Raw genomic sequence first — 22,604 nt, forward strand, 5'->3', positions numbered from 1 at the left:
GGCAAAGATCCGCCGCGCATCGTGAAGTTCCCCGGATAACTCGAGGGCCAGACCTTACGGGACAGCTGCGGCTCTCGCCATCGCTCCGCAGACCTACCGACGATCGGCCGCGAGGATGAGGCGGGCAATCGTTCGGCGCGCTGAGGCGGATGACCTCTCACGATGTCCAGGCTTTCGCTCATGGGAAATGCAGACCGGACATCCCCGTTCCGGCTCGCCCGGCCACTCGCCGGCGCCGGTTCGCTGTGGATCGCGTGCGCCGTCGCCATCGCGCTCGCCAGCGAACTCGGCCGGCCGAGCGGCATCGACCTGATCCACCCGACCTTCAGCGAACTCATCTTCACGACGCTGGGCGCGCGTTTGGTCGGCGTCAGCATGGTCATGCTCTCTTTCGCATCGATCTGCATCATGTTCGCGCTGATCGCCTGCCTGGCACCGACCGGCCGGCTCGACCGGATGCTGATCGGCGTCTGGAGCGGCGCGCTGGTGGTGGCCGCGATCTTCCCACCGACGCCGGTAGGGACGCCGGCAGTCTGGTACGACACACTGCACCGCTACGCCGCGCTGGTCGGCTTCGTCTGCCTCCCGCTGGCCGGAATCCGGCTGGCCCGCCGTTTCCGGACGCATGCGTGGTGGCGCCGGTCGGCGACCGTCGTCCGGGCGTGCTCCACCGTAAGTCTGCTGGGCATCGCCGCGTTTGTCAGCACCTTCGTCCCCACCGGTCAGCCCGTCTGGCTGATCGGAGCACGGCAGTACAGCGGCATCACCGAACGCCTGGCCCTGGCGAGCAACATCGCGTTGCTCGCCACGCTGGCGGCGGCGGTCTTCTCGGCGTCGCGGCGCCGTCAGCCGGCGTCGATGTGGGGAAGTACACCGCAGGCAACGACCGGGTGATCATCGGATCGTACGCACGACCGGTCGAGGCGCCTCAACCGGCTGGTCAACCGCTTACGCGGCGGCACCGCCGGCGCCGACTCGGTGAACGAACGACGCCGGCACGCCGCCTCGTCGCAGCGCCAGCGGCGCTTGGTCCACACCAGCCGCGGCCGGCGGCCACCGACCGGCAGGTCACGAGGCCGGGTCACCCGCCGGCCTTTGGACCGTCGCGCCCGGGTGCCGCAGTCCGGGCAGTGTCGTGCCTGTTCATCGGCGGTGACCAGGTGCACTACCGGTCCTTTGGGGTCGTCGGCGACCCCGACCACGGCCAGGCCGTCAAGGCCCAGCAGCCGCGTCGTATCGTGAACCACGCCCGTAGCTCTTCGGTTGTGATCATCTTGCTTCGACAACAACATGATCTACGAGAGCTACGGGCACTATCACCGGGTCCACAGTGGAACTTCAGCCAACCCTCAGACCCCCGCCAAGTTCGAAGAGCCCCCATTCGCCGACGGCATCGCCGCTGCCTGCCGGGCCTTCGGCCTGCAGGCCGGCATCAGGGTTGTCAACGACAGTCCGGACCGTGCGGCGAGGGCGTTGGTCTTCTACGGACCAACGACCATCCAGCGGCTCGCCCGCCTCGGCGTGTGGATCGAGCACGGCGAGTAGCGTTCGTCACCTTTCCGGTGATTGGCGTCGGAAATCGCCGATACCGCACCCACTCTGCGCCATCGCGATCCCCCAAAGCGATCTTCGTGCTCGAGCACGTCGAAGACGGCCATCACTGATGGTTGAAAAGGCTCATCGTTTCGCCTGCACATCCTGTCGGCGCTTGAATTCGAGCTTCGGCGACGGTGTCGGCTCCGCGGCGCGATTGTTCAGCGGCGTCGAGCGACACGGTTGTTTCAGCGGCGTCGACGAGTCGGGTCGGGATCAGTCGGTGCGAGCGGGGTCGATGCGCCGTGGCCCGGGGGCCGACCCGGGGCTGGGGCACAGACACGCCACAGCTGGCGGCCTGGCTCGGCGGTCACACGGCCCGGCCAGCGACGTAGAACCGGACCCGACGCAAGGCCGCTGAGACGCCCCGGTCGACAGCCTGGCTCGGGGGTCATACAGTTGGCCGACGACGTAGGGGCCGGGCTCGCCGCGGCGGCCCCGACGGCGGACACGGCGCTGGCCAGGTGGGGCAAGGCCGGCGATCATGCGTCCGACCTGGGCGCCGCGGGTGGGGCGTTCAGTCGGTCAGGGCGCTGTAGATGAGCTGGCGGAGCTGGGGGCGGATCGGATACGTGCTGGACGGCACGAGCTGGGTGTAGAACCCGACGGTGAGCCGCTCCACCGGGTCGATCCAGAAGGCGGTGCTCGCCGCGCCGCCCCAATAGTATGTGCCGGGGCTGCTGAACACGCGGGCCGGGACCGGGTCGCGGACCACGGCGAAGCCCAGGCCGAAGCCGACGCCTTCGAAGGTGGTCTCGGCGAAGCCGCCGGTCTGCAGCCGGTCCAGGTCGACGCCGCCGGGCAGGTGGTTGCGGGTCATGAAGCCCACCGTGCGCGGGGCGAGCAGGCCGTCGCCGCGGCGCAGGAGCATGGTCATGAACTTCTGGTAGTCGGCCGCGGTCGAGATCAGGCCGCCGCCGCCCGCTGGGGCCTTGGGCTCCTCGAACGCCTGCCGGCCCATCATGTCGAAGCGTAGGCGGTGGCCGTCGGGGCCCGGCACGTAGAGTGCGGCCATCCGCGGCTCGTCCGGCGCGACGGACCAGGTGGTGTCGTGCATGCCGAGCGGCTCGAGGATGCGCGTGCGGATGAAGTCGGGCAGCGGCATGCCCGCGACGACCTCCACCAGGCGGCCGAGCACGTCGGTGCTCACGCCGTAGCCCCAGGCGGTGCCGGGCTGGAACAGCAGCGGCAGCCGGGCGAAGTCGCGGCACACCTCGGCGAGGTCGGCGCCGGGCTTGGTGGTCATGTCGTAGCCGGCCTTGCGGTACAGCGCGTCGACGACCGACGTGTTCAGGAAGCCGTACGTCAGGCCCGACGTGTGCGTGAGCAGGTGCCAGACCCGAATCGGCTCGACCGTGGGGACCGTGAACGGCTGGGTCGCCGAGCCCTTGTCGTAGACCCGCATGTCCCGGAACTCGGGCAGCCACTCGCCGATCGGGTCGGTGAGCTCGAAGCGGCCCTCCTCCCACAGCAGCATCGCGGCGACCGAGGTGATGGGCTTGGTCATCGAGAACAGCCGCCACAGCGTGTCCGGCTCGACCGGCCGGCCGGCCTCGGCGTCACGGTGGCCGTAGACGCTGCTGTGCGCCACGCGGCCGTCGCGCGCGACGGTGAGCTGCCAGCCGGCCAGGCGCCCGTCGTCGACGTATCGCGCGAAGTGGGCGTCCAGGCGGGCCAGCCGCCGCGCGTCGAAACCGGCCTGCTCTGGCGCCACTTCGCGTTCGATGCTCACATCCGGACTGTAGATCTTCACGGCGCCCCGCGAAAAGGGAGCCCGCGAACAAGCGGCCCGCGAAAAGGTAGCTCCCGCGAACAGGCGGCCCGCGAACAGGCGGCCCGCGAACAAGCGGCCCGCGAACAAGCGGCCCGCGGACGGCCGCTCGGCGCGGTCAGGCCTCAGGACAGCGCGAGCTGCTGCGCGCCCTCCACCACGCGGTCCACGAAGCCATACTCCAACGCCTCCGGCGCCGTGAACCAGCGGTCGCGGTCCGAGTCGGCCTCGATCTGCTCGAGCGTCTGGCCGGTGTGCTCGGCGATCAGCCGCTGCATGGTCTTCTTGGTGTGCAGCATCTGCTCGGCCTGGATGGCGATGTCGGCCGCCGTGCCGCCGATGCCGCCCGACGGCTGGTGCATCATCACCCGCGAGTGCGGCAGCGCGTAACGCTTCCCGGGCGTGCCGGCGCTGAGCAGGAACTGCCCCATCGACGCCGCCATGCCCATGACCACGGTCGACACGTCGTTGCGGATGAACCTCATCGTGTCGTAGATCGCGAGCCCGGCGTGCACGGCCCCGCCCGGCGAGTTGATCCAGAGGCTGATGTCCTTTTCGGAGTCCTCGGCGGCAAGCAGGACCAGCTGGCCGCAGATGCGGTTGGCGATTTCGTCGTTGACCTCGCTGCCGAGCACGATGATGCGCTTGGCGAGCAGGCGCTCGAAGACGGCACTGTCGAAGGGGATCTCAAGGTCGGCCATGCCTCGACGGTATGGCGGCGCCGGTGATCTGTGACCCCCCGTTCGCCCTGAGCGTGTTCGCTCACAGCGTGCCGCCCCGGGCCCGCAGTGCCGGCCGGAGGGCGTCCAGCACCGCCGGGTCCTCGATGGTCGAGGGCACGGGCTCCTCGCGGCCGTCCGCGATCGCCCGCATCGTCCGGCGCAGGATCTTGCCCGAGCGAGTCTTCGGCAGCGCCGCCACCACCTGCACGCTGCGCAGGCTCGCCACGGCCCCGATCCGGTCCCGCACCAGCCGCACCAGCTCGCCGGCGACCGTCTCCGGCGGCGTGGACACGCCGGCCTTGAGCACCACGAAGCCGCGCGGCACCTGCCCCTTGAGCTCGTCGTCGACCCCGATGACCGCGCACTCGGCGACCGCTGGGTGCGAGGCCAGCACCTCCTCCATGGCGCCGGTCGACAGCCGGTGGCCGGCGACGTTGATGACGTCGTCGGTGCGGCCCATCACGAAGAGGTACCCGTCCTCGTCGAAGCGTCCCCCGTCGCCGGTGAGGTAGTGGCCGGGGTAGGCGGACAGGTACGACCGGATGAAACGCTCGTCGTCGCCCCACAGCGTGGGCAGGCACCCCGGCGGCAGCGGCAGCCGGATCACGATCGCGCCGTCGTCTCCTGGGGCGGCGTCCCGGCCGTCGGGTGCGAGCACGCGGACGTCGAAGCCCGGCACGGGTACCGAAGGCGAGCCGGGCTTCGTCGGCAACGGCTCCAGCCCGCGCGGGCTCGCCGCGATCGGCCAGCCGGTCTCGGTCTGCCACCAGTTGTCGACGACCGGCACGCCGAGCCGCTCACCGGCCCACTCGTACGTCTGCGGGTCCAGCCGCTCCCCCGCCAGGAACAGGGCGCGCAGCGAGCCGATCCGCGCCCGGTCGATCCGCGCGCCGTCCGGGTCCTCCTTGCGGATCGCGCGGATCGCGGTGGGCGCGGTGAACAAGACGTTCACGCCGTGGTCGGCGACGACCCGCCAGAAGGCGCCGGCATCGGGGGTGCCGACGGGTTTGCCCTCGTACAGCACCGTCGTCGCCCCGGCCAGCAGCGGCGCGTACACGATGTACGAGTGGCCGACGACCCAGCCCACGTCGGACGCGGCCCAGAACACGTCGCCCGGGCCGCAGTCGAAGATGTTCGCCATCGACCACGTCAGCGCGACGGCGTGCCCGCCGTTGTCCCGGACGATCCCCTTCGGACGGCCGGTCGTGCCCGAGGTGTAGAGGACGTACAGCGGATCCGTCGCCGCCACCGGCACCGTCGCGTAGTGCGGGATTACCCCCGCGACCGCGTCGGCCCACGTGACGTCGCCGTCGCGCAGCTCGCCCGGGGCCTGCTCGCGCTGCAGGATCACGCGGTGCTCGGGGGTGTGCGAGGCTTCCCGCAGCGCGGCGTCCAGCAGCGGCTTGTACGGCACGACCCGGCTCGCCTCGATCCCGCACGACGTCGCGACCACGACCTTGGGCCGGGCGTCGTCGATGCGGGCCGCGAGCTCCTTGGACCCGAAGCCGCCGAAGACCACCGAGTGCACGGCGCCGATCCGCGCGCACGCGAGCATGGCGATCACGGCCTCGGGGACCATGGCCATGTAGATCACGACCCGGTCGCCCCGGCCCACGCCGAGCCGCCGCAGCGCGCCCGCGAACGTGGCAACCTCGAAGAGCAGATCCCGGAAGGTGTACCGCCGAAGCTTCCCCGTCACCGGCGAGTCGTACACCAGCGCGATATCGTTCCCCCGCCCGGCCGCGACGTGCCGGTCGAGCGTGTTGTGGCAGGTGTTGAGCTCGGCGTCCGGATACCAGCGGTAGAACGGCGGGTTGTCGGCGTCGAGGATGCGGATGGGCATCCGGGTCCAGTCCACACCGGCGGCGGCGTCACGCCAGAACCACTCGGGATCGGTGAGGCTGCGCTGGTACGTGTCGTGGTAGCTGCCCATGCCTCGATCCTGCTCCCGGCGTCGCCTGCGCGGTAGGCCCGCGTCAGCGCCGCTCCGATTCCGACATATCGCATTTATACCCGGACAGGGTAAATGTCCGATAAGTCGTGGCGCGGAGCGCCCGACTTATCGGCTCGCAGTGTCGGACAAATCGGCGTTCCGCCTGCGGCTACGTGGCCGCAGGGGCATGGGCCGGACCAGGGCGGCTACACCGGGGCGTCGGCGCTGGCCAGGCCGGCCGGGGCGTGGGCCAGGGCCTGCTGGATCGCCGCGACCAGGGCCAGGGCCGCCTCCTCGGTCAACTCCACCGCGACCCGGGCCGACGGTCCCAGAGCGGGGTTGGCGAAGTCGATGTTCACGGTGTGGCCGAACAGGGCGTGCTGCGGGTGGTCGATGTATACCGCGGCGCGGGTCAGGTCGAACCAGCCCGCGGCGCCCTTGCCGGCGCCCTCGATGTCGACGGTCTCCGTCTCGTACGTGCACATGTCAGGCCCCCAGGTGCTTTCCGAAGAACGCGAAGATGCGCTGCCAGCCGTCGACCGCGGCGGCCGGCCGGTACGACGGGCGGTCCACGGCGAAGAACGCGTGTCCCGCACCCTCGTAGCTGTGGTGCTCGAAGGTCTTGCCGTGCTCGGCCATGAGCTCGGCCAGCCGCGCGACCTCGTCCGGCGCCGGGTACTTGTCGTCGTCGCCGAACAGCCCCAGCACCGGGCAGCGCACGTCCGGCAGGCGGTCCTTGATCGACGTGGCCTTGAGCGGGAACCCGGTCGGCGGCGCCTCCAGCGCGAACGCGCCGTAGCAGTCCACCGCCGCGTCGAGGTCGACCGCGGTCGAGACCAGCAGCGCCTGGCGGCCGCCCGAGCAGTGCCCGATCACGCCGACCTTGCCGTTGGCGTTGTCCAGGGCGCGCAGCGCGGCCGCCGCCGTGGCCGCGTCCTTGATGATCTGCTCGTCCGGGATGCCGCCCTGCCCGCGCACGAACGCCGACGCGTCGTCCGGCGAGGCGTTCGGGGCTTCGCGCCAGTACAGGTTGGGGCAGATCGCCGAGTACCCGCTCACGGCGAACCGCCGCACCATCTCCTTGGTGGCCTCGTCGTACCCGGGCAGATGGTGGATCACCACGACGCCCGGGAACGGCCCCGGGTCGAGCGGGCGGGCCTGGTACGCCTGGATCTGCTCCTCACCGATGAACACGGTCTCGGCCCGGATCGCGTCTGACATGCTCTGTTCTCCGTCGTTCTCGGTCACCACGCGCGGCAGGTTTACTTAGCCGGGCAAACAATATCCCCGTCCGGCGCGCGCCGATCCAAGGCCCGCCATCACCACCCGGGATCGCATCACCCCGGACCCGCCACATTCCCACGAACCTGGCATAACCGAAATGTCGGATATATCGCGGCGCGCATGCCCGGGAGGGCAGCAACGACCGTAGCGAGACACTTGCCCGGTGGCGAGAGAGGAGTGTTCGCGTCGTGGAGATGGTGCTTCGGACGCATCGGGCTCTGCTGAGCCGGCTGCTGCCGGATGTGGAACCGGAGGATGTCACCGTCCGCGAAGGGCAGTTCCATCTGGTGGTGATCGGCCCGGACCGTGTCGTATGCCTGCCCCGCACCGAGGCGGCGGCGGCCCGGCTACCGCGGCGAGCGGCCATCCTGCGTGTCCTCGCCCGGCTCGACCTCGGTTTCCATACGCCAGAGCCACTGATGGAAAGCAGCGCGGACCACGCCGGCGACCCGCCGTTCCTGGTCCTGAGCCGCGTACCGGGAACACCGTTGACGGCCGATGCAATCGGTGATCCGCGGGTGGCCGATGCGGTCGCCGGCCAGTACGTCGGTCTGCTGACCGGTCTGGCCAGGGCCGGCGCCGACGACAGGGTGCGCGCGACACTGCCGACTCCGGAAGATCGGTGGCGGCGGTTCGCGGTGGATGTCCGCGCCGAGTTGTTCGGGCTGATGTCCGCCGGCGGGCGCCGGCGAGCCGAACGGGAACTCACTGCGCTCGGCGACCTTCCTGACCTCACCGCGGCGGTGGTGCACGGTGACCTCGGCCCCGAGAACGTCCTTTGGGAGAGCACCGATGGGCTGCCGCGCCTGAGCGGGGTGATCGACTGGGACGAAATCACGCTCGGCGACCCCGCCGAGGATCTCGCGGCCATCGGTGCCGGCTACGGCGCGGACCAGTTGAGGCGCGTACTCACGCTGGGCGGCTGGGCGGATCACGAGACGATCACCCGCGTCACCACGATCGGCGCAACGTTCGCCCTGCAGCAGGCCCTCGCCGCGTACCGGGACGGTGACGAGAAGGAGTTGGCGGACGGTCTGGCGGGCTACCGCTGAACGGGCTCGTTACGGCCTGAGATTGAAGAAGGCCTTCACGCGGCGCTCGTGGTGTTCGAGATCGTCCTCGTCATGCTCGGCGCCCTGGCGCCGGGCATGCTCGAAATATGCCGCCTCGCGGCGCAGCCGGTGCCTGATCAGCTGGACGACCGTCTCATCGTCCAGGTCGCCCGCGGTCCCGCCGGCCTCGTGATAGTCGGCGATGAAGCGGCGACGTCGGGCCGGGCTGTCGCCGTACTCATCGGCCCATTCGAGCGCGGCGGACGCCACCTCCATTTCAGGCGCTCCGACGATGGCCTCGTCCCAGTCCAGGACGGCCACCAACCGACCGTCCCGGGCGAGGGTGTTTCCCGTGTAGAAGTCCCCGTGCAGTGGCTGGCGGACGGGGTTTCGACGATGAAAGTCCGCCAGCCAGCGGTCCAGTCCTTGATCGGCCAGCGCGGGAACATCGTGCGGCGATTCCCCGTACAGTCCGGTCTGCGCGAACGAGGCCACCGGGCGCGGCGGTGGCCGGTGGGAGACCAGCGCACGGTGCAGCTGCGCGAGAAGCCGCGCGCCTTGCGTGCGCACCTGGGGTTGATCCGCATCGGGCCACTCGCCCTCGACATAAGGCCACACTGACACGGGCCGGTCGTCCACCCGGATGACCGTGGCCCCGTCGCGTGCGCGCAACGGGGCCACCGCCTCCGCGAAGGTGGAGGCGGCATGGACTGCGATCGAGTGGCACCACTCGGCCTCGGCGCTCGTACGTCTCGCGGGACCGACGCGTACGACAAGGTCATCGACCCGGTAGGCCACCGACTCCTCGCCGCCGTACAGCCGCACCGGCTCACCGCCGACGCGCAGTCCCCAGGCGTCCTGAACCGCACTTCGTATCGGGGCGGTCAGCGGCGTTTCGGCGAAAGGCATCACAACCTCCTCACAGGTCCGCAGGGTCAGCGCGCCCGATGGCGCAGAAGGGTGGTGGCGATGGTGACCTGGGCAGGTTCCAGCGCGGTCTCGCCGTCCTCGATGTCCCACAACGCGTTTTGCAGCACGCGGCCGAGCGTCCAGCCGGCCGCCCGCTGCCGGTCCAGGCCGAGGGCTTCGGTCAGCAGGTCGAAGCGGCGCAGTACCGCGCGGGTCACGTCACCGGTCGCCACTGCCTCCTCCCACCGGTTGTCCAGTGCCGGCCACAGGTCGAAGCCGGGGTCGCCGGCGAGCGGTTTGGGGTCGATGGCCAGCCATGGTTCTCGCTGTCCGGTGAGGATGTTGTCGTAGTGCAGGTCCCAGTGCAGCAGGCGGTCGCCGGGTTCGCCGATCAGTTCGGCCACGGCGGACGCGCAGGTCCGCACCAGTTGCCGATCGGCCGGATCTCCCAGCGCGGGCACAGCGCGGGGCACCTGCTCGAGCATGGCGGCGGCGATGTCGGCCAGGCGGCGCAGGCCCTTCGGCGCGGGTACCGCGACCAGACGTACCAGCAGTTCGGCCAGGATCCGTACGGCGGTGCTGTCGTCGGCCACCGCCGACAGCGGCCGGGTCGCGTCCAGGCGCTCCAGGAGCATGGTGCCGGTGTCCGGGTCGTGGTCGAGCAGGCGTACGGCTCCATCGCCGTCCCATGTGCGCAGGCCGATCGGTTCGGTGGCGTGCTCATCGCTGACCGGCTGGAGCTTGAGCGCGGCGGGCGTGCCGTCCGCGCGGGTCACCGGGAGCACGAGCGATGCCATGCCGTGCCGTCCTGGACCGTCCAACCGCAGTGTCCAGCGGTCCAGGAAGCCGGCGGCCAGTGCGGGCAGTGCGGCGATCCAGGCACGGCCAGCCGCACCGCCGTGCTTGCTGTGCGAGGCGGCCAGCGCCTCGGGGACGTCGATGCGGATCGACGTGTTCATGTTGAATGTCTCCTTCGTGGACTCCGGATTCGATCGCGTGAGACGAAGGAGACGGTGGCGGCGCCCGGCTTCCGGGCAGGGGTCAACGCATGCCCAAAGCCTACAACGCCGTCGCGTTGAGGGGCCGGCCGAACTGTTCCAGGAGCAGTCCGGCGTCGCCCGGGCGGTTACCGTGGCCGGCGGCGTCCTGCCCCGGGTCATCTCGGCGAGCTGGCACTGCTCCCACCGGGCCACGTGGACGAAGCTGACCGCGGCGTTGACCGGTCTGCGGCTGGCGCAGCCGAACGTGTCGTCGCTGGCCAGGGTACGGCGCCGGGTTGATGCTGCGCCGCTGCGGCCGCTGTTCGAGACACGTTCCCGCAGCAGGTCACCACCACGGGTGCCCGGTTTCTCGTCCGCGGCGATGCCAACCGCCGCCCGACCATCGCCTACGCCTCGATCAAAGCCATCATCCTCGACGGACGCGTCTTACGCTCCCGCAGCACCCACGGCCTCGGGCAAGAAATCTGGGCGCTCCTGACGACCTGTCGGGCACTTACCCGCGCCGCTGCCGACGCCGCCTTCACTGAATCCGGTCTTGACGCTCCGCCCTGGCCAATCTCCTGCCCGCTCGACATCGCCGACGCATCAAGCCCCGCACCCGGAAAAGCAGGACCAGCAAGCACCAAGCCCGCACCAGAGGACCACACGGCACCCAGACCTACACCGTCAAGACCACCATCACGATCTTCGAACAGCTGCTTCCAGCACGCCCAAAGCGCTAGGAAGAGAGTGCACCGGTCACCCGGCCACCCGATCACCCGGTCGCTCTGCGGCCTCGATGGCTGCCACGGCCAGGTCGTTGGCCCGCAGGTCGGGCTCCATAGCGGCGTGCACACGGTTCATGACGTAGGCGAACGCCAGCCCGCTGGCCGGGTCGGCAAAGCCCAGCGATCCGCCGTGACCGGCGTGCCCGAACAACGTCGGTGTGAACCATGGCAGGTCCGGCGTGGGCAGGCCGAAGCCGAGCGCCCAACGGGTCGGCACCTGCAGGATCCGGTCGGCCCCGGCCGCCTGCTCGGCAGTCGCGGTGGCGAGTGTTGCCGGGTCGAGGATCCGGTGGCCGTCGACCGAGCCGATCAGCGCGGCGTAGAACCGAGCGAGTGCGCGGGCTGTGCACACGCCGTTGACGGCCGGGATCTCGGCGGCGCGGAGGTCCGGCCGGTTGAAGTCCATCGGCTCTTCGGTGGGCAGCATCGCCCGGAGCGTCAGCGAGGAGCGGTCGACGGTTGACAGGTCCAGCGGCGGCGCCACGATCCGGCTCACCCGGTGCTGTTCGTCGCCGGGTAGCCCGATCCAGATGTCGAGGCCGAGCGGGTCGGCGATCTCCTGCCGGAAGAACGTGCCGATGCTGCGGCCGGACACGCGCCGGACCAGTTCACCGACGATCCAGCCGTAGGTGAACGCATGGTAGCCGTGCGCTGTGCCGGGCTCCCAGGCCGGTGCCTGCATGGCGAGGGCTTCGGTGACGGGGTTCCACGCGGTCACATCGGCGAGTGTCAGTGGACGGTCGAGGGCTGCCAGTCCGGCCCGGTGCGAGAGTACCCACCGCACCGGGATTCGGTCCTTGCCGGCGGCGCCGAACTCCGGCCAGTACCGGGTGACCGGAGCGTCCAGGTCCAGGTCGCCGCGCTGGACGAGCAGATGTGCGCACGCTGCGACCACGCCTTTCGTCGCCGAGAAGACGATCTGCAGCGTGTCGCGTTGCCAGGGCCGGCTGACGTCTGGATCGGCCAGGCCGGTCCAGAGGTCGACGACCGGGCGGCCGTGGTGGTAGACGCACACCGCCGCGCCGACCTCCCCGTACCGCTCGATATTTCGTGCGAACGCCTTCCGGACGGCCGTGAAGCTGGGCTCGGTGACGCCGTGGATCTCCACTTGTTCTCCTCCTGTGACACGGGAACGCGCGTCAGGCTAGAACGACGGTGTCCGTTAGGCAACCCTTACATTATTTGTCAGGAGATCCTGACATCATTAGGATGCGGACGTGCACATTGCGCTGGACGACCTACCCGGACACTCCGGCTCGACGGTCGAGCGTCTGCCCGACGGCTCGCTCGCCGAGGTCGATGCTGACCTGAGCCGTGGCGAGGGCGACCGCTCAGGCCGGCGTCCCTCGCCGGTCGGGGTATTCGCGCGGTGCTCATGCGGCTGGACCAGCCCGACCGAGCACCGGCCCGACGAAGTGGGCCGGATGTCCGCGATCTCGGACTGGATCGCGCACATGCGGCCGCTGTGGGCGGCCGCACCACCGGGCTGGCTACTCAACCGATCCGACTCGCTCCGTGAAAGCGTCACCGAGCTCGCCGGCACGTGGCCGTTGCAGGCGTTGGGAGTCCTCGCGCACCTGGAAAGCTGGCAGCGCACCGCAACCGAGGAGGCCGTTGCGCGGGCCCGTGACGCGGGCAGTTCCTGGGCCGACATCGGCGCGGTGCTCGGCATCACACGCCAGTCCGCGCACGAACGATTCACGCCGGCCCGCGCCACCGGCAACGGCTCCCGCGGCCGGCGTCGTCCCGTGCAGCCATGACGATCCTCCGTCCCGCCCTATCACCCTGCGGGCCTGACGGCGGGGCCGGATCTCGGCCAGGAAGTCGGCTGTCTCCCTCTCAGGCGGTGGCGGTGTGGGTGGACGCGGCGGGACGGGTGGGCCCGGGCCGGTTACTGGCGGCCGGGCTCCGAGCGGCGCAAGGCCAGCCGGGCCAGGCCGGTGAGCAGGGCGATCTGCAGGAGCAGGATCAGCACTGAGCGCCACCAGGCGCCCGTGGTGTGCTCCCACAGGGCGTCCTTGAACGGGATCATCGACTGCAGGTCGACCGTGGACGCGCCGGCGGCCAGGCCCCAGCGGGTCGGGAAGAGCCAGGAGATCTGCTCCAGGACGTTCTGGCCGTCGAGCTCGAACAGGCCGCCCGAGAGGACCAGCTGGGCCATGACCACGACGACCAGGACCGGGGTGGTCTGCTCGGTGGTCTTGACCAGGGCGCTGACCAGCAGGCCGAAGGCCATCGACGCCAGGGCGACCATAGCGACCGGGATGGTGATCTCGACCAGCCAGTGCTCGGAGAAGATCAGCGGGTCGCGCGGCGGGTTCTTGCCGAGCAGGGCCAGCCAGGTGAACAGGGCCGTCTGGACGACGATGATCACGGCGAAGACGAAGACCTTGGAGGCCAGGTAGGCGCCGGCGGACAGGCCCACCGCGCGCTCGCGCTTGTAGATCGTCGACTCGTTGACCAGCTCACGGATGGCGGCGGCGGTGCCCAGGAACGCGGCGCCGACGGCCAGGACGACGAGCAGGCGCTGGGCCTCCAGGCTGTAGCGCAGGCCGGTCGCCGGGGCCAGGCCGTTTTCGCCGGGCACGGTGCGGGTGAGCAGCGCCAGGGCGAGCGGCAGTCCGACCATGAACACGGACAGGCCACGGTCGGCGCCGATCACCCACAGCATGCGCAGGCACAGCGTGAGGAACTGCCGGATCGGGGCCGCAGGGTGCAGGGCCCGGCTGCGCAGCGACGCCCCGCCCAGCCTCACCCGGGCCCGCCCGACGATCTTGGCCGACTGCGCCGCCCCGGAGCCGCCGCCGGTCCCCGGACCGGCCGGGGCGGGAGCGGCGGTGCCGGGCCGGGCGGGCACGCGCTGCTCTGCGGTCGGGGACTCGCCGGGCGTGGCGGGCTTCGGCGGCATCTCCTGCTCGGCGGTCGACTCGCCCAGGACCGCCGTGGGAGCGCCCGTGGGAGCGGACGCGGTGGCGGTGCGCTGGGCCGGGATCGTCACCTGCTCGACCGCCTCCGGCTTCGGCGGCGGGGCCTCGGCGATCTGGTCGGTCACGTAGCGCGTGTAGAGCTCGGACGAGCGATATTTGCGCACCCAGTGCTCGGCGTTGCTGGTGACCTCGCGGAACACCTCGGCGTAGTCCTCGGCGCCGAAGAAGCCCAGCAGCTCATCGGGCGGGCCGAAGTAACCCATCCGGCCGCCGACGGTGAGCACGAGCACGCGGTCGGTCAGGTCGAGGTGCATGACGTTGTGCGTGACCACGGCGACGGTGCGGCCCCTGTCGGCCAGCTCGCGCAGCTCCTCCATGACCTCCTTGTCCAGCGCCGGGTCGAGGCCGGACGTGGGCTCGTCGAGGAAGAGCAGCGAGGGCTCGGTGAGCAGCTCCAGGGCGACCGAGACCCGCTTGCGCTGGCCGCCGGAGAGGCTGTCGATGCGCTGCTTGGCCCGCTCGGTGAGGTTGAGGGTCTTGAGCACCTCGGCGACCCGGGCGCGGCGCTCCTTGCGCGGCACGTCGTCGGCGAAGCGCAGGGCGGCGGCGAAGCGCAGGGCGCGGCGCACGGTGAGCTGGCGGTGCAGGACGTCGTCCTGGGGCACCATGCCGATGCGGTAGCGCAGCTCGGCATAGTCGGCGTAGAGGTCGCGGCCGTCGTAGCGGACCGCGCCCTGGGTCGCGGGGCGCAGGCCGGCGACCGCCTTGACCAGGGTCGACTTGCCGCAGCCGGAGGGGCCGACGACGGCGAGCAGGCTGCCCTCGGCCAGGGCGAAGCTGACGTCGTCGAGCAGGACCGAGTCCTTGATCCGCACCGTGAGGTCGTCGGCGATGAGCGAGGAGGGGCCCGCGTCCTCGAACTCGTGCAGCCGGGCACCGTCGAAGATGAACTCGTGCCGGCCGATGGAGATCAGGTCGCCGGGGCTCATGTCCTGGCGGGCGACCTGCTTGCCGTTGTGGAAGGTGCCGTTGCGGCTGCCCAGGTCGACGACCTCGTAGCCGCCGGTGGGAGTGCGGCGCAGCTCGGCGTGGTTGCGGGAGCTGCGCAGGTCGGTGAGCACGATGTCGTTGTCGGCGCCGCGGCCGATGCGGATGCGCCCGGCGCCGAACTCGTGCTGGGTCGCCTCCCGCTGCGGGGGTGAGGGCTGGACGGGCAGCTGCTCCGTGATGGTGATCACCTTGAACGTCACCGCCGGGCCGTCGGCCGAGCCGAGGTGGACCTCGCCGCCGTCGGTCGCGGCGACGAAGGCCGCCCGCTCGCCGCCGACGAAGGTGCCGTTGCGGCTGTCCAGGTCGCGCAGGAACCAGCCGTCGTCGTTCCAGATCACCTCGGCGTGCCGGCGGGAGATCAGGTTGCCCTCGACCACGAGGTCGTTGGCGGCGTCGCGGCCGAGGGTCACCGTGTCGTCCGGGCGGACGACCGCCTTCTTGTCGCCGCTGATCACCTCGAGCACGGTGAGCTCTCGGGTCACCGTCTGCTGATCGATGCTCGCCACGGGGCTCATCATGCCGTGGGGGTACGACAGAAAACAGCCGGGGGGCGGAAACCGCGAAGATCCATGTATCAGGACGGCCGCCCGGCTCCTCTTGTGTGTCGAGACGAGGACGACACGGTGAGGAGGAGCCCCCGATGGCAGCGCACGCCCGTTCGGATCAGTGGCGCTCCCGGCGCGCCCGGCGACTGGCCGGCCTGCCGTGGGTGCGCCGCGAGGACCGGACGGACGGCACGCCGGTGCGTTTCGTCGCCGACGAGCTGGTGGTGCTCGAGGAGCACTTCGCCACCGCGCGGCAGGCGTTCGCCGAGCAGGGCTTCACCGCCCGGGACATCATCGAGGAGGGGGATGTCCCGGACGGCTTCCGGCGGGTGCGCCTGCCCGGTCTGGACGTCGCGCGCGCCGCCCGGCGCGTGCGCGTGCAGGCGGAGGCGGCGGGTGACACGAGGGTGGCCGCCGGTCCGAACCACGTGTTCGTCTCGACACCGTTGGCGCACGCCGGGGCGTACGGGGCGCCGCGCCCGGCGCCGCCCGGCACGCTGACCCCGCCGGAGGCGACCGGCGAGGTGGGCGTGCTGGTGCTCGACAGCGGGGTGCTGCTCAACAGCCCGCTGCCGAAGGAGCGCTACGTCACGCAGGACTGGGAGGACTCGTCCGGCGACGGGGTGGCGCACGGCGACGCCGGTCACGCGAACTTCGTCGCCGGGGTCATGCTGGGCCGGTCAGGGCGGGTACGGCCGAGGCTGGTGCGGATCGTGGACACGTTCGGGATCTGCCGGGAGAGCGACCTGGTCGCCGCGCTCCGGCAGGCGGGCGACGATCCGATCATCAACCTCTCGCTGGGGGGATACACGCTCGACGACCGGCCACCGGTCCTGCTCACGGCGGCGCTGGCGGGGCTGCTGACCAGCGGGGACCGGGTTGTCGTGGCGGCGGCCGGCAACGACGGCCAGCACGACCGGCCGTTCTGGCCGGCCGCGTACGCCGGGACGGGCGCGCCGTGGCGCCAGCGCGTCGTCGCGGTCGCCGCCCACGACGGCCGGCGGATCTGTGAGTGGAGCAACACCGGCCCGTGGGTGACGCTCGCGGCGCCGGGGGCTGACGTGCACAGCACGTTCGTGCACCACGAGGACTTCCCGGACGGCTGGGCGCGGTGGAGCGGCACGTCGTTCGCCGCGCCGTTCGTCGCGGCGGCCATCGCCGACGCGCTGCCCGGGTCGGGATCGGCCGGGCTCGCGGCGCAGTCCGTGGTGGCCGGGGCACGGCTGCGTTACGGCCGCTACGCGGGGGTGGCGTAGGCCATGCAGTACATCAGGGGGAGGGGGGTGACGGGGTGCGGCGCACTGGTCGCCGCACCCCGTCGTCCGGTGGCCGCGATGCTACCCTTCGGAGCCATGGCCGACCCCGAAAGTCCCGGTGAGCACGGAAACGCCGCACTTCTGCGGGCGGCCGCGGCCGGCGACCAGCAGGCGTGGGAGTCCATTGTGGACCGATACGCCAACCTCGTCTGGTCGGTCGCGCGCAGTTTCCAGCTCGGTCAGTCCGACGCCGCCGACGTGAGCCAGGCGACCTGGCTGCGGCTCGTCGAGCACGTCGACGACGTCCGCGACGCCGACAAGCTCGGCTCGTGGCTGGCGACCACCGCCCGGCGCGAGGCGATCGCCCTGCTGCGCAAGGGCGGCCGCGACGTCCCCGCAGGCTCGGCCGGCGACTTCGTCGGCCACCTGGGGGTGCAGGCCGGCCTCGACCGGGTCGAGGACGAGCCGGACGCCGGCGTGCTGCGCGACGAGCGCGACGCCACGCTGTGGCAGGAGTTCCGCGCGCTGTCCGGCCAGTGTCAGCAGCTGCTGCGGGTGCTCATCGCCGATCCGCCGCCGAGCTACGCCGAGGTCTCGGCCGCGCTCGACGTGCCGATCGGCAGTATCGGTCCGACTCGCAAGCGCTGCCTGGGCACGCTGCGCCGACGATTGGCGGCTTCGATATGACCCACCGCGGCTGGGCAGGGCCGACCCGATGATCGGGGAGGAAGAGGTGCTGAGCTCATTGCGTGAGATCGCCGGCCGGCACGATCCGGTGCCACTCGCGGTCCTGGCCGCCGCCCGGGCGAGCCTGGCGTGGCGCGACCCGGACGCGGCCCTGGCCGAGCTGGTGCGCGACTCGCTGGACAAGCTGATCGCCGTGCGCGGCGGGGTCCGTGGCGGCACCCCGCGGGTGCTGACGTTCCTCGGCGGCGCGCTGACGATCGACGTCCAGGTGACCACGCGCGCCGGCGCCGTCGACGTGGTCGGCGAGCTGGCGCCGGTGATCCCGGCCAAGGTGGTGGTCGAGTCGCCCGGCGGGACGCACGAGACGGCCGCCGACGACGAGGGGCGCTTCCGGGTCGAGGGCGTGACGCCCGGGCCGGTGCGGCTGCGCTGCGAACCCGTGGACGAGGGGGCATTCGTACCAGTCCGCACAGAATGGGTGCAGTTGTAGAAGTTCCGGGAAAACGGCCAGGTCGGCCGGGGTACCGTGCACGAAAGGTGCCCCCACGTTGCGAGGAGCCGGCCATGCCCATCGACCACGTGCAGATCGTGTCCATTCCCGTGACCGACCAGGACCGGGCCCGCGACTTCTACCTCAACGCGCTGGGCTGGGAGCTGATCAGCGACAACGACGAGGGCGACCGGCGCTGGGTCGAGGTCGCGCCGAAGCACGGCCAGACCTCGTTCGCGCTCGTCACCTGGTTCGACACGATGCCGCCCGGCTCGCTGCGCGGCGTCGTGCTCGACACCGACGACATCGAGCGGACCTACGAGGAGCTCGCCGAGCGCGGGATCGTCTTCGAGACGCCGATCGAGGAGGGCCCGTTCTCGCGGGTCACCTCGTTCGCCGACCCCGACGGCAACACCTTCGTGCTGCACCAGCTCTACCAGCCGCGGACGCGACCGGTAAGCTTCGCCGCGGCAAGGTCGTAGCGCAGAGGTCGTCGCGCCGGTACAACACACTGGAGGACGCCGGTTCGAATCCGGCCGGCCTTGCCTTGCGGGCAGCATGCCCCACGCGCAGGTCGTAGCGCAGAGGTCGTCGCGCCCGGACTCCAAATCTGGGAGGACGCCGGTTCGAATCCGGTCGGCCTGCATCGGGGCGGTGCCATGCCCGCGCGCGGGCCGTAGCGCAGAGGTCGTCGCGCCCGGACTCATAATTCGGGAGGACGCCGGTTCGATTCCGGCCGGTCCGCCAGTACCATTCCTCGGGTGCCGCCGCTGAATCCCGCCGACGTGGAGACCTGCCTGCGGGTGCTGGACGCGCTCGACGAGGCGGACGACACCGGCGCCGCAGCGGTGTGGGCGGCGGTCGACAAGGCGTACAAGATCCGCAAGAAGCGTCTCAAGGGCGAGCGCCGGGCCGCGGTCGCCCAGCACGACCGGCGGCTGCTGACCGCGCCCCGGCCCGCCGAGGGCGCCGAGCTGTTACGGGCCCGCAACTGCTACGTGTGCAAGGCGCCCTACCGCGCCGTACCAGCGACGTATCCGCAGATGTGCGCCGACTGCGCGGCCGGCAACACGGCGCGCCGCCACGCCCGCGCCGACCTCACCGGCCGGCGGGCGCTGCTCACCGGGGGCCGGATCAAGATCGGCTTCGAGACGGCGCTGAAGCTGCTGCGCGACGGCGCCGAGGTCGTCGTCACCACCCGCTTCCCGCGCGACGCCGAGCGGCGCTACGCCGGGGTCCCCGACGCCGCCGACTGGCGCGACCGGCTGCACATCCACGGCGTGGACTTCCTGGACCTGCCCGGCGTCCTAGGTCTCGCCGACGCCGTCGCCGCCCAATGGGGCCACCTGGACATCCTCGTCAACAACGCCGCGCAGACGATCCAGAGGCCGCCGTCGTACTACCGCGAGCTCGCCGCCGCCGAGGGCCGCCCCGCACTGGCGGCCTCGGCCACCGACCTGTTCTTCCCGGCCGGCGCGCTCGACGAGACCGGCGAGCCGCTGGATCTCCGGCCGGTCAACAGCTGGATGCTCAAGGTGCACCAGGTCACCCCGCGGGAGTGGATGGAGGTACAGGTCATCAACGCCTTCGTACCCTTCCTGCTGACCGCCCGCCTGCGCCCGCTGCTGCACGCCTCGCCGTTCCCGGACCGCTACGTCGTCAACGTCTCGGCGATGGAGGGCAGCTTCAGCCGGCGCAACAAGACCGCCGACCACCCGCACACCAACATGGCCAAGGCGGGGCTGAACATGCTCACCCGCACGATCGCGGGCGAGTACGCGGCCGAGGGCATCCACGTCACCAGCGTCGACACCGGCTGGGTCACCGACGAGCGGCCCCAGGCGACCCGGGAGGCGTTGCACGGCAAGGGTTTCCGGGTGCCGCTGGACGTCGTCGACGGCGCCGCGCGGGTCTACGACCCGATCGTGCGCGGCGTGCACGGCGACCCGGTGCACGGCGTGTTCCTCAAGGACTACCGGGTGGTGCAGTGGTAGAGATCGAGATCGCGTGTCCCGTCATGGCGGCTCCGGCCGTACCGCCGGCGGATCTGACGCTCCTGGAGCCCCTGCTGGCCCGCCTGTCCGACCCGGCGCACGTCGCCGGGACCGAGCGCTTCCCGCTGGGCACCCTGCAGGCCGACGGCCGCCTCGACCTGTGCAAGCAGGGGCTCGGCCCGGACGGGGTGACGCGGGTGCTGGACCGTGTGGTCGGGTCGGCTCATGCCGTACACCTGCTGCTTGGAACCAACGCTCTGGCCGCGCCCGGGACCGCGGCCCTGGCCGCGGCGCTCGCCCCCGGCCACGGCGTCCGGACGCTCTACCTGGGCTGCAACGCCATCGACGCGGGCGGCGCCGAGCCGCTGTTCGAGCGCCTCGCCGGCGACGAGACGGTGACCGCGCTGTGGCTCAAGCGCAACCCCCTCGGCGACGCGGGGGTCGCCGCGCTCGCCGCGATGCTGCGCACCAACACGGCGATCGACACCCTGGACCTGGTCAACACCGGGCTGACCCAGGCCGGGCTGGGCGAGCTGGTCGACGCGCTCGTGGCCCGGCCGCGCCCCGTCACCCGGGTCTTCCTCGGCGGCAACGGCCTCGGCCCGGCCGCCGCGCCGCTGCTCGGACGGCTGCTGGCCGACGGCGGCGTCACCGGGCTGTTCCTGGCGGCGAACCGCCTCGGCGACGACGGCATCGCAACGCTCGCGGACGCCATTTCCCGCAGCGGTACCACGCTGGGCCTGGGCGGCAACGGCCTGACCGACGCCGCCCCGCTCGCCGCGCGACTGTCCATGCTGGACGGCCTGGACCTGAGCCGGCCGCTGTCGCTGCGGGTCCTCGGCGCCACCGACAACACGATCGGCGACGCGGGCGCGTTCCGGCTCGCCGAGGCGCTGCCCGGCAGCCCGCTGCGCCGGCTCGACCTGCGCCACACGGGCGTGCGCGGCCGCGGCGCCAAGGCGCTGCTCGCCGCGGTGGAGACCGGCCGGACCGCGCTGCGCCGCCTCACGCTCGGCCCCGACGTGCCGCGGCGGGTCAAGCGGGTCCTCGCCGGCCTGCTGCCCGGGGGCGAGCCGCCGCTTTCGAGCGAGATCCTGAGCGTGTACCGGTGAGCGCGCTCATCGGCGAGGAGGCGCTGGGCAACTGGCGGCGCGTGCGGCAGTACGCGGTGCCGCGCCGCATGATCGAGCGGGCCACGGCCGCGCGGCTGGCCGGCGACTGGCGGGCCGCCTGCGCCGCCGCCGGGGTCGTCGTCGAGCCCGGCGAGGCCGAGCTGGCGCCGTTCGCCGACGATCTGCTGCACTTCGCGCCCGATCTGCTGCGCTGGCACCTGCCGCGCCGGCCCGGCCGGGGCGAGACCACGATCGCCCCGCGCAACCTCGTCATCCTGGCCCGCCGCGGCGATTCCCTGCTCGGCGTCGGCACGCCGCGGGTCGGGTTCGGCTCGCAGCGGCTCGTGCTGGTCGCCTGCGAAGAGATCGACGAGGATCGTTTCCCCGGGTCGTACGACTGGAGCGCGGCCCGGCACCGCTGGGACGCCCGGGAGGCCGACCGGCTCGCCGAGCGCACCTGCGGGCCGAACGCCACGCAGATCCTGGCCCTGCAGGACGCGGGGCAGACCCAGCAGGCGTGGGCCGATGCCGGGATCGACGTCCCCGACCCGCCCGACGCCGCCCGGAAGGACTTCGCCCGGTTCGACGCGGACCCGCACCGGGTGCTCGCCGCCGCCCGGGCCGGCCGCACCGCCACGTTCTCGGTCACCGTCAGCGGGCGCTTCGACCTGCGGCTGCACCTCGTCAACGGCGGGCCGGTGCACTCCGAGTGGGTGCGGGCGCGCTCGTGGACGCGGCCTGCCTCCCCCGACCGGCTCGACTACCTCGCGGTCCAGCGCCCGGTCGACCTGCACCTGGTCCGCACCGGCCTGCTCTCCCCCGCCGACCTGCACCCGCTCGTCGGCCCGCAACTGGCGCCCTTCGCCGCTGCGGCTCGGATTCCCGTTGTTCGCCGGGACGACGTCGTGCGGGTGCGGTGCGGCGGGCAGTGGCACGCGGTCGGCTGGGAGTCCGCGCGGCTGGCGATCCCGCACGACGCGGACGAGCGGCGGCGGGAGGAGGCGCTGCGGGCACTCGGCGGCACGCTGCACGGCTGCTTCGCGGCCGCCGAGGGGTGGGCGGACCGGGCGGACCGGCTGCCACGCAGGCTCGAGGAGCAGCGGCGCGACCTGCTGCTGCGCATGATGCACGGCGACCTCGATGGGGTCGTCGAGCGGCTCGACGCCGGCATGGACCCCCGCGCCCGGGACGTGCACGGGCGCACGCTGCTGCACCTCATCGCCGGCGTGGACTGGTGCGAGGGCTGGCCGGACCTGCTCGCCCGGCTGCTCGCCGCGGGGCTGGACCTCGAGGCGCGCGACCACGCCGGGCGCACTCCCCTGCACCTGGCGGTCCACCAGGACGGGTCGCCGCAGGTGGTGGGGGCGCTGCTCGACGCGGGCGCGGACCCGCATGCCGAGGACGCGCAGGGGTGGAGCCTGGCGGACCTGTACGATCGCCGCCGCGCGGACGACCTACCCCAGCTGCGCGGATTCTTCTCGTGAATTTTTGTCAGACCTCACGGCTACGCT

General features: G+C 71.9%; 21 protein-coding genes and 3 tRNA genes. 14 read left to right on the top strand and 10 right to left on the bottom strand.

Annotation, left to right across the window (positions count from 1 at the left end; all coding sequences use genetic code 11):
• Positions 1-180 precede the first annotated feature (180 nt).
• Positions 181-894, top strand: a complete 714-nt coding sequence (locus tag ACQPY0_RS46765) for a DUF998 domain-containing protein (RefSeq protein WP_432976217.1) — start codon at positions 181-183, stop codon at positions 892-894.
• Here ACQPY0_RS46765 and ACQPY0_RS46770 read toward each other — a convergent pair.
• Positions 846-1,292: a transposase family protein gene (locus ACQPY0_RS46770; protein ID WP_432976220.1), complete on the bottom strand. Its 447-nt coding sequence runs from the start codon at positions 1,290-1,292 to the stop codon at positions 846-848. The genes ACQPY0_RS46765 and ACQPY0_RS46770 overlap by 49 nt on opposite strands.
• Between ACQPY0_RS46770 and ACQPY0_RS46775 the strand changes: the two genes are divergently transcribed.
• Complete coding sequence (locus ACQPY0_RS46775; protein WP_432976223.1) at positions 1,291-1,545, top strand: hypothetical protein; 255 nt, start codon at positions 1,291-1,293, stop codon at positions 1,543-1,545. The genes ACQPY0_RS46770 and ACQPY0_RS46775 overlap by 2 nt on opposite strands.
• A gap of 565 nt (positions 1,546-2,110) precedes the next feature.
• On the opposite strand, the gene ACQPY0_RS46780 is transcribed toward ACQPY0_RS46775, so the two are convergent.
• From ACQPY0_RS46780 to ACQPY0_RS46800, 5 genes are all read right to left on the bottom strand, one after another.
• Positions 2,111-3,325, bottom strand: a complete 1,215-nt coding sequence (locus tag ACQPY0_RS46780) for a serine hydrolase domain-containing protein (RefSeq protein WP_432976226.1) — start codon at positions 3,323-3,325, stop codon at positions 2,111-2,113.
• Between the two features lie 164 nt (positions 3,326-3,489).
• Entirely contained in the window at positions 3,490-4,065 is a 576-nt protein-coding gene (locus ACQPY0_RS46785) for an ATP-dependent Clp protease proteolytic subunit (protein WP_432976229.1), read from the bottom strand.
• 61 nt (positions 4,066-4,126) lie between these two features.
• Entirely contained in the window at positions 4,127-6,019 is a 1,893-nt protein-coding gene (locus ACQPY0_RS46790; protein WP_432976232.1) for a propionyl-CoA synthetase, read from the bottom strand.
• Between the two features lie 206 nt (positions 6,020-6,225).
• Entirely contained in the window at positions 6,226-6,504 is a 279-nt protein-coding gene (locus ACQPY0_RS46795; RefSeq protein WP_432976235.1) for a DUF6295 family protein, read from the bottom strand.
• Between the two features lies 1 nt (position 6,505).
• Positions 6,506-7,240 carry a dienelactone hydrolase family protein gene (locus ACQPY0_RS46800; protein ID WP_432976238.1) on the bottom strand — a complete coding sequence of 245 codons (735 nt, stop codon included), beginning with the start codon at positions 7,238-7,240 and terminating at the stop codon, positions 6,506-6,508.
• A gap of 257 nt (positions 7,241-7,497) precedes the next feature.
• Between ACQPY0_RS46800 and ACQPY0_RS46805 the strand changes: the two genes are divergently transcribed.
• Positions 7,498-8,355 (top strand): phosphotransferase family protein, encoded by an 858-nt coding sequence (locus tag ACQPY0_RS46805; RefSeq protein WP_432995671.1) that lies wholly within the window; start codon positions 7,498-7,500, stop codon positions 8,353-8,355.
• 9 nt (positions 8,356-8,364) lie between these two features.
• On the opposite strand, the gene ACQPY0_RS46810 is transcribed toward ACQPY0_RS46805, so the two are convergent.
• The 3 genes from ACQPY0_RS46810 to ACQPY0_RS46820 form a co-directional block, all read right to left on the bottom strand.
• Positions 8,365-9,264, bottom strand: a complete 900-nt coding sequence (locus tag ACQPY0_RS46810) for a phosphotransferase enzyme family protein (protein ID WP_432976242.1) — start codon at positions 9,262-9,264, stop codon at positions 8,365-8,367.
• Positions 9,265-9,290: 26 nt separating this feature from the next.
• Complete coding sequence (locus tag ACQPY0_RS46815; RefSeq protein ID WP_432976245.1) at positions 9,291-10,223, bottom strand: aminoglycoside phosphotransferase family protein; 933 nt, start codon at positions 10,221-10,223, stop codon at positions 9,291-9,293.
• A 780-nt stretch (positions 10,224-11,003) separates the two neighbouring features.
• Positions 11,004-12,140, bottom strand: coding sequence for a serine hydrolase domain-containing protein (locus ACQPY0_RS46820; protein WP_432976248.1), 1,137 nt, complete (start codon positions 12,138-12,140; stop codon positions 11,004-11,006).
• A gap of 109 nt (positions 12,141-12,249) precedes the next feature.
• Between ACQPY0_RS46820 and ACQPY0_RS46825 the strand changes: the two genes are divergently transcribed.
• Positions 12,250-12,792 (top strand): hypothetical protein, encoded by a 543-nt coding sequence (locus ACQPY0_RS46825; protein ID WP_432976251.1) that lies wholly within the window; start codon positions 12,250-12,252, stop codon positions 12,790-12,792.
• A gap of 131 nt (positions 12,793-12,923) precedes the next feature.
• Here the strand turns inward: ACQPY0_RS46825 and ACQPY0_RS46830 are convergent, their stop codons facing one another.
• Complete coding sequence (locus ACQPY0_RS46830; protein ID WP_432976254.1) at positions 12,924-15,515, bottom strand: FHA domain-containing protein; 2,592 nt, start codon at positions 15,513-15,515, stop codon at positions 12,924-12,926.
• A gap of 134 nt (positions 15,516-15,649) precedes the next feature.
• Between ACQPY0_RS46830 and ACQPY0_RS46835 the strand changes: the two genes are divergently transcribed.
• The 10 genes from ACQPY0_RS46835 (at position 15,650) to ACQPY0_RS46880 (ending at position 22,577) form a co-directional block, all read left to right on the top strand.
• Complete coding sequence (locus ACQPY0_RS46835) at positions 15,650-16,810, top strand: S8 family peptidase (RefSeq protein WP_432976257.1); 1,161 nt, start codon at positions 15,650-15,652, stop codon at positions 16,808-16,810.
• Between the two features lie 96 nt (positions 16,811-16,906).
• A complete protein-coding gene (locus tag ACQPY0_RS46840) occupies positions 16,907-17,497 on the top strand; it encodes an RNA polymerase sigma factor (protein WP_432976260.1) in 591 nt (196 codons plus the stop codon).
• 28 nt (positions 17,498-17,525) lie between these two features.
• Complete coding sequence (locus ACQPY0_RS46845) at positions 17,526-17,987, top strand: hypothetical protein (RefSeq protein WP_432976263.1); 462 nt, start codon at positions 17,526-17,528, stop codon at positions 17,985-17,987.
• Positions 17,988-18,061: 74 nt separating this feature from the next.
• Positions 18,062-18,469, top strand: coding sequence for a VOC family protein (locus ACQPY0_RS46850; RefSeq protein WP_432976266.1), 408 nt, complete (start codon positions 18,062-18,064; stop codon positions 18,467-18,469).
• A tRNA-Val gene (locus tag ACQPY0_RS46855) sits at positions 18,460-18,532 on the top strand. The genes ACQPY0_RS46850 and ACQPY0_RS46855 overlap by 10 nt, the downstream gene beginning before the upstream one ends.
• 24 nt (positions 18,533-18,556) lie before the next feature.
• Positions 18,557-18,633, top strand: a tRNA-Trp gene (locus tag ACQPY0_RS46860).
• A 25-nt stretch (positions 18,634-18,658) separates the two neighbouring features.
• Positions 18,659-18,734 (top strand) — tRNA-Met (locus tag ACQPY0_RS46865).
• 14 nt (positions 18,735-18,748) lie between these two features.
• Positions 18,749-19,981, top strand: coding sequence for an SDR family NAD(P)-dependent oxidoreductase (locus ACQPY0_RS46870; protein ID WP_432976269.1), 1,233 nt, complete (start codon positions 18,749-18,751; stop codon positions 19,979-19,981).
• Positions 19,975-21,093 (top strand): gala protein, encoded by a 1,119-nt coding sequence (locus ACQPY0_RS46875; protein WP_432976272.1) that lies wholly within the window; start codon positions 19,975-19,977, stop codon positions 21,091-21,093. Before ACQPY0_RS46870 ends, ACQPY0_RS46875 begins: the two co-directional genes overlap by 7 nt.
• The gene (locus tag ACQPY0_RS46880) at positions 21,090-22,577 is read left to right on the top strand and encodes an ankyrin repeat domain-containing protein (protein WP_432976275.1); all 1,488 of its coding nucleotides are present in this window, start codon (positions 21,090-21,092) and stop codon (positions 22,575-22,577) included. Before ACQPY0_RS46875 ends, ACQPY0_RS46880 begins: the two co-directional genes overlap by 4 nt.
• Positions 22,578-22,604: the final 27 nt, after the last annotated feature.

Source organism: Dactylosporangium sp. CA-233914 (genome assembly GCF_050942935.1).
Taxonomy (GTDB): Bacteria; Actinomycetota; Actinomycetes; order Mycobacteriales; family Micromonosporaceae; genus Dactylosporangium.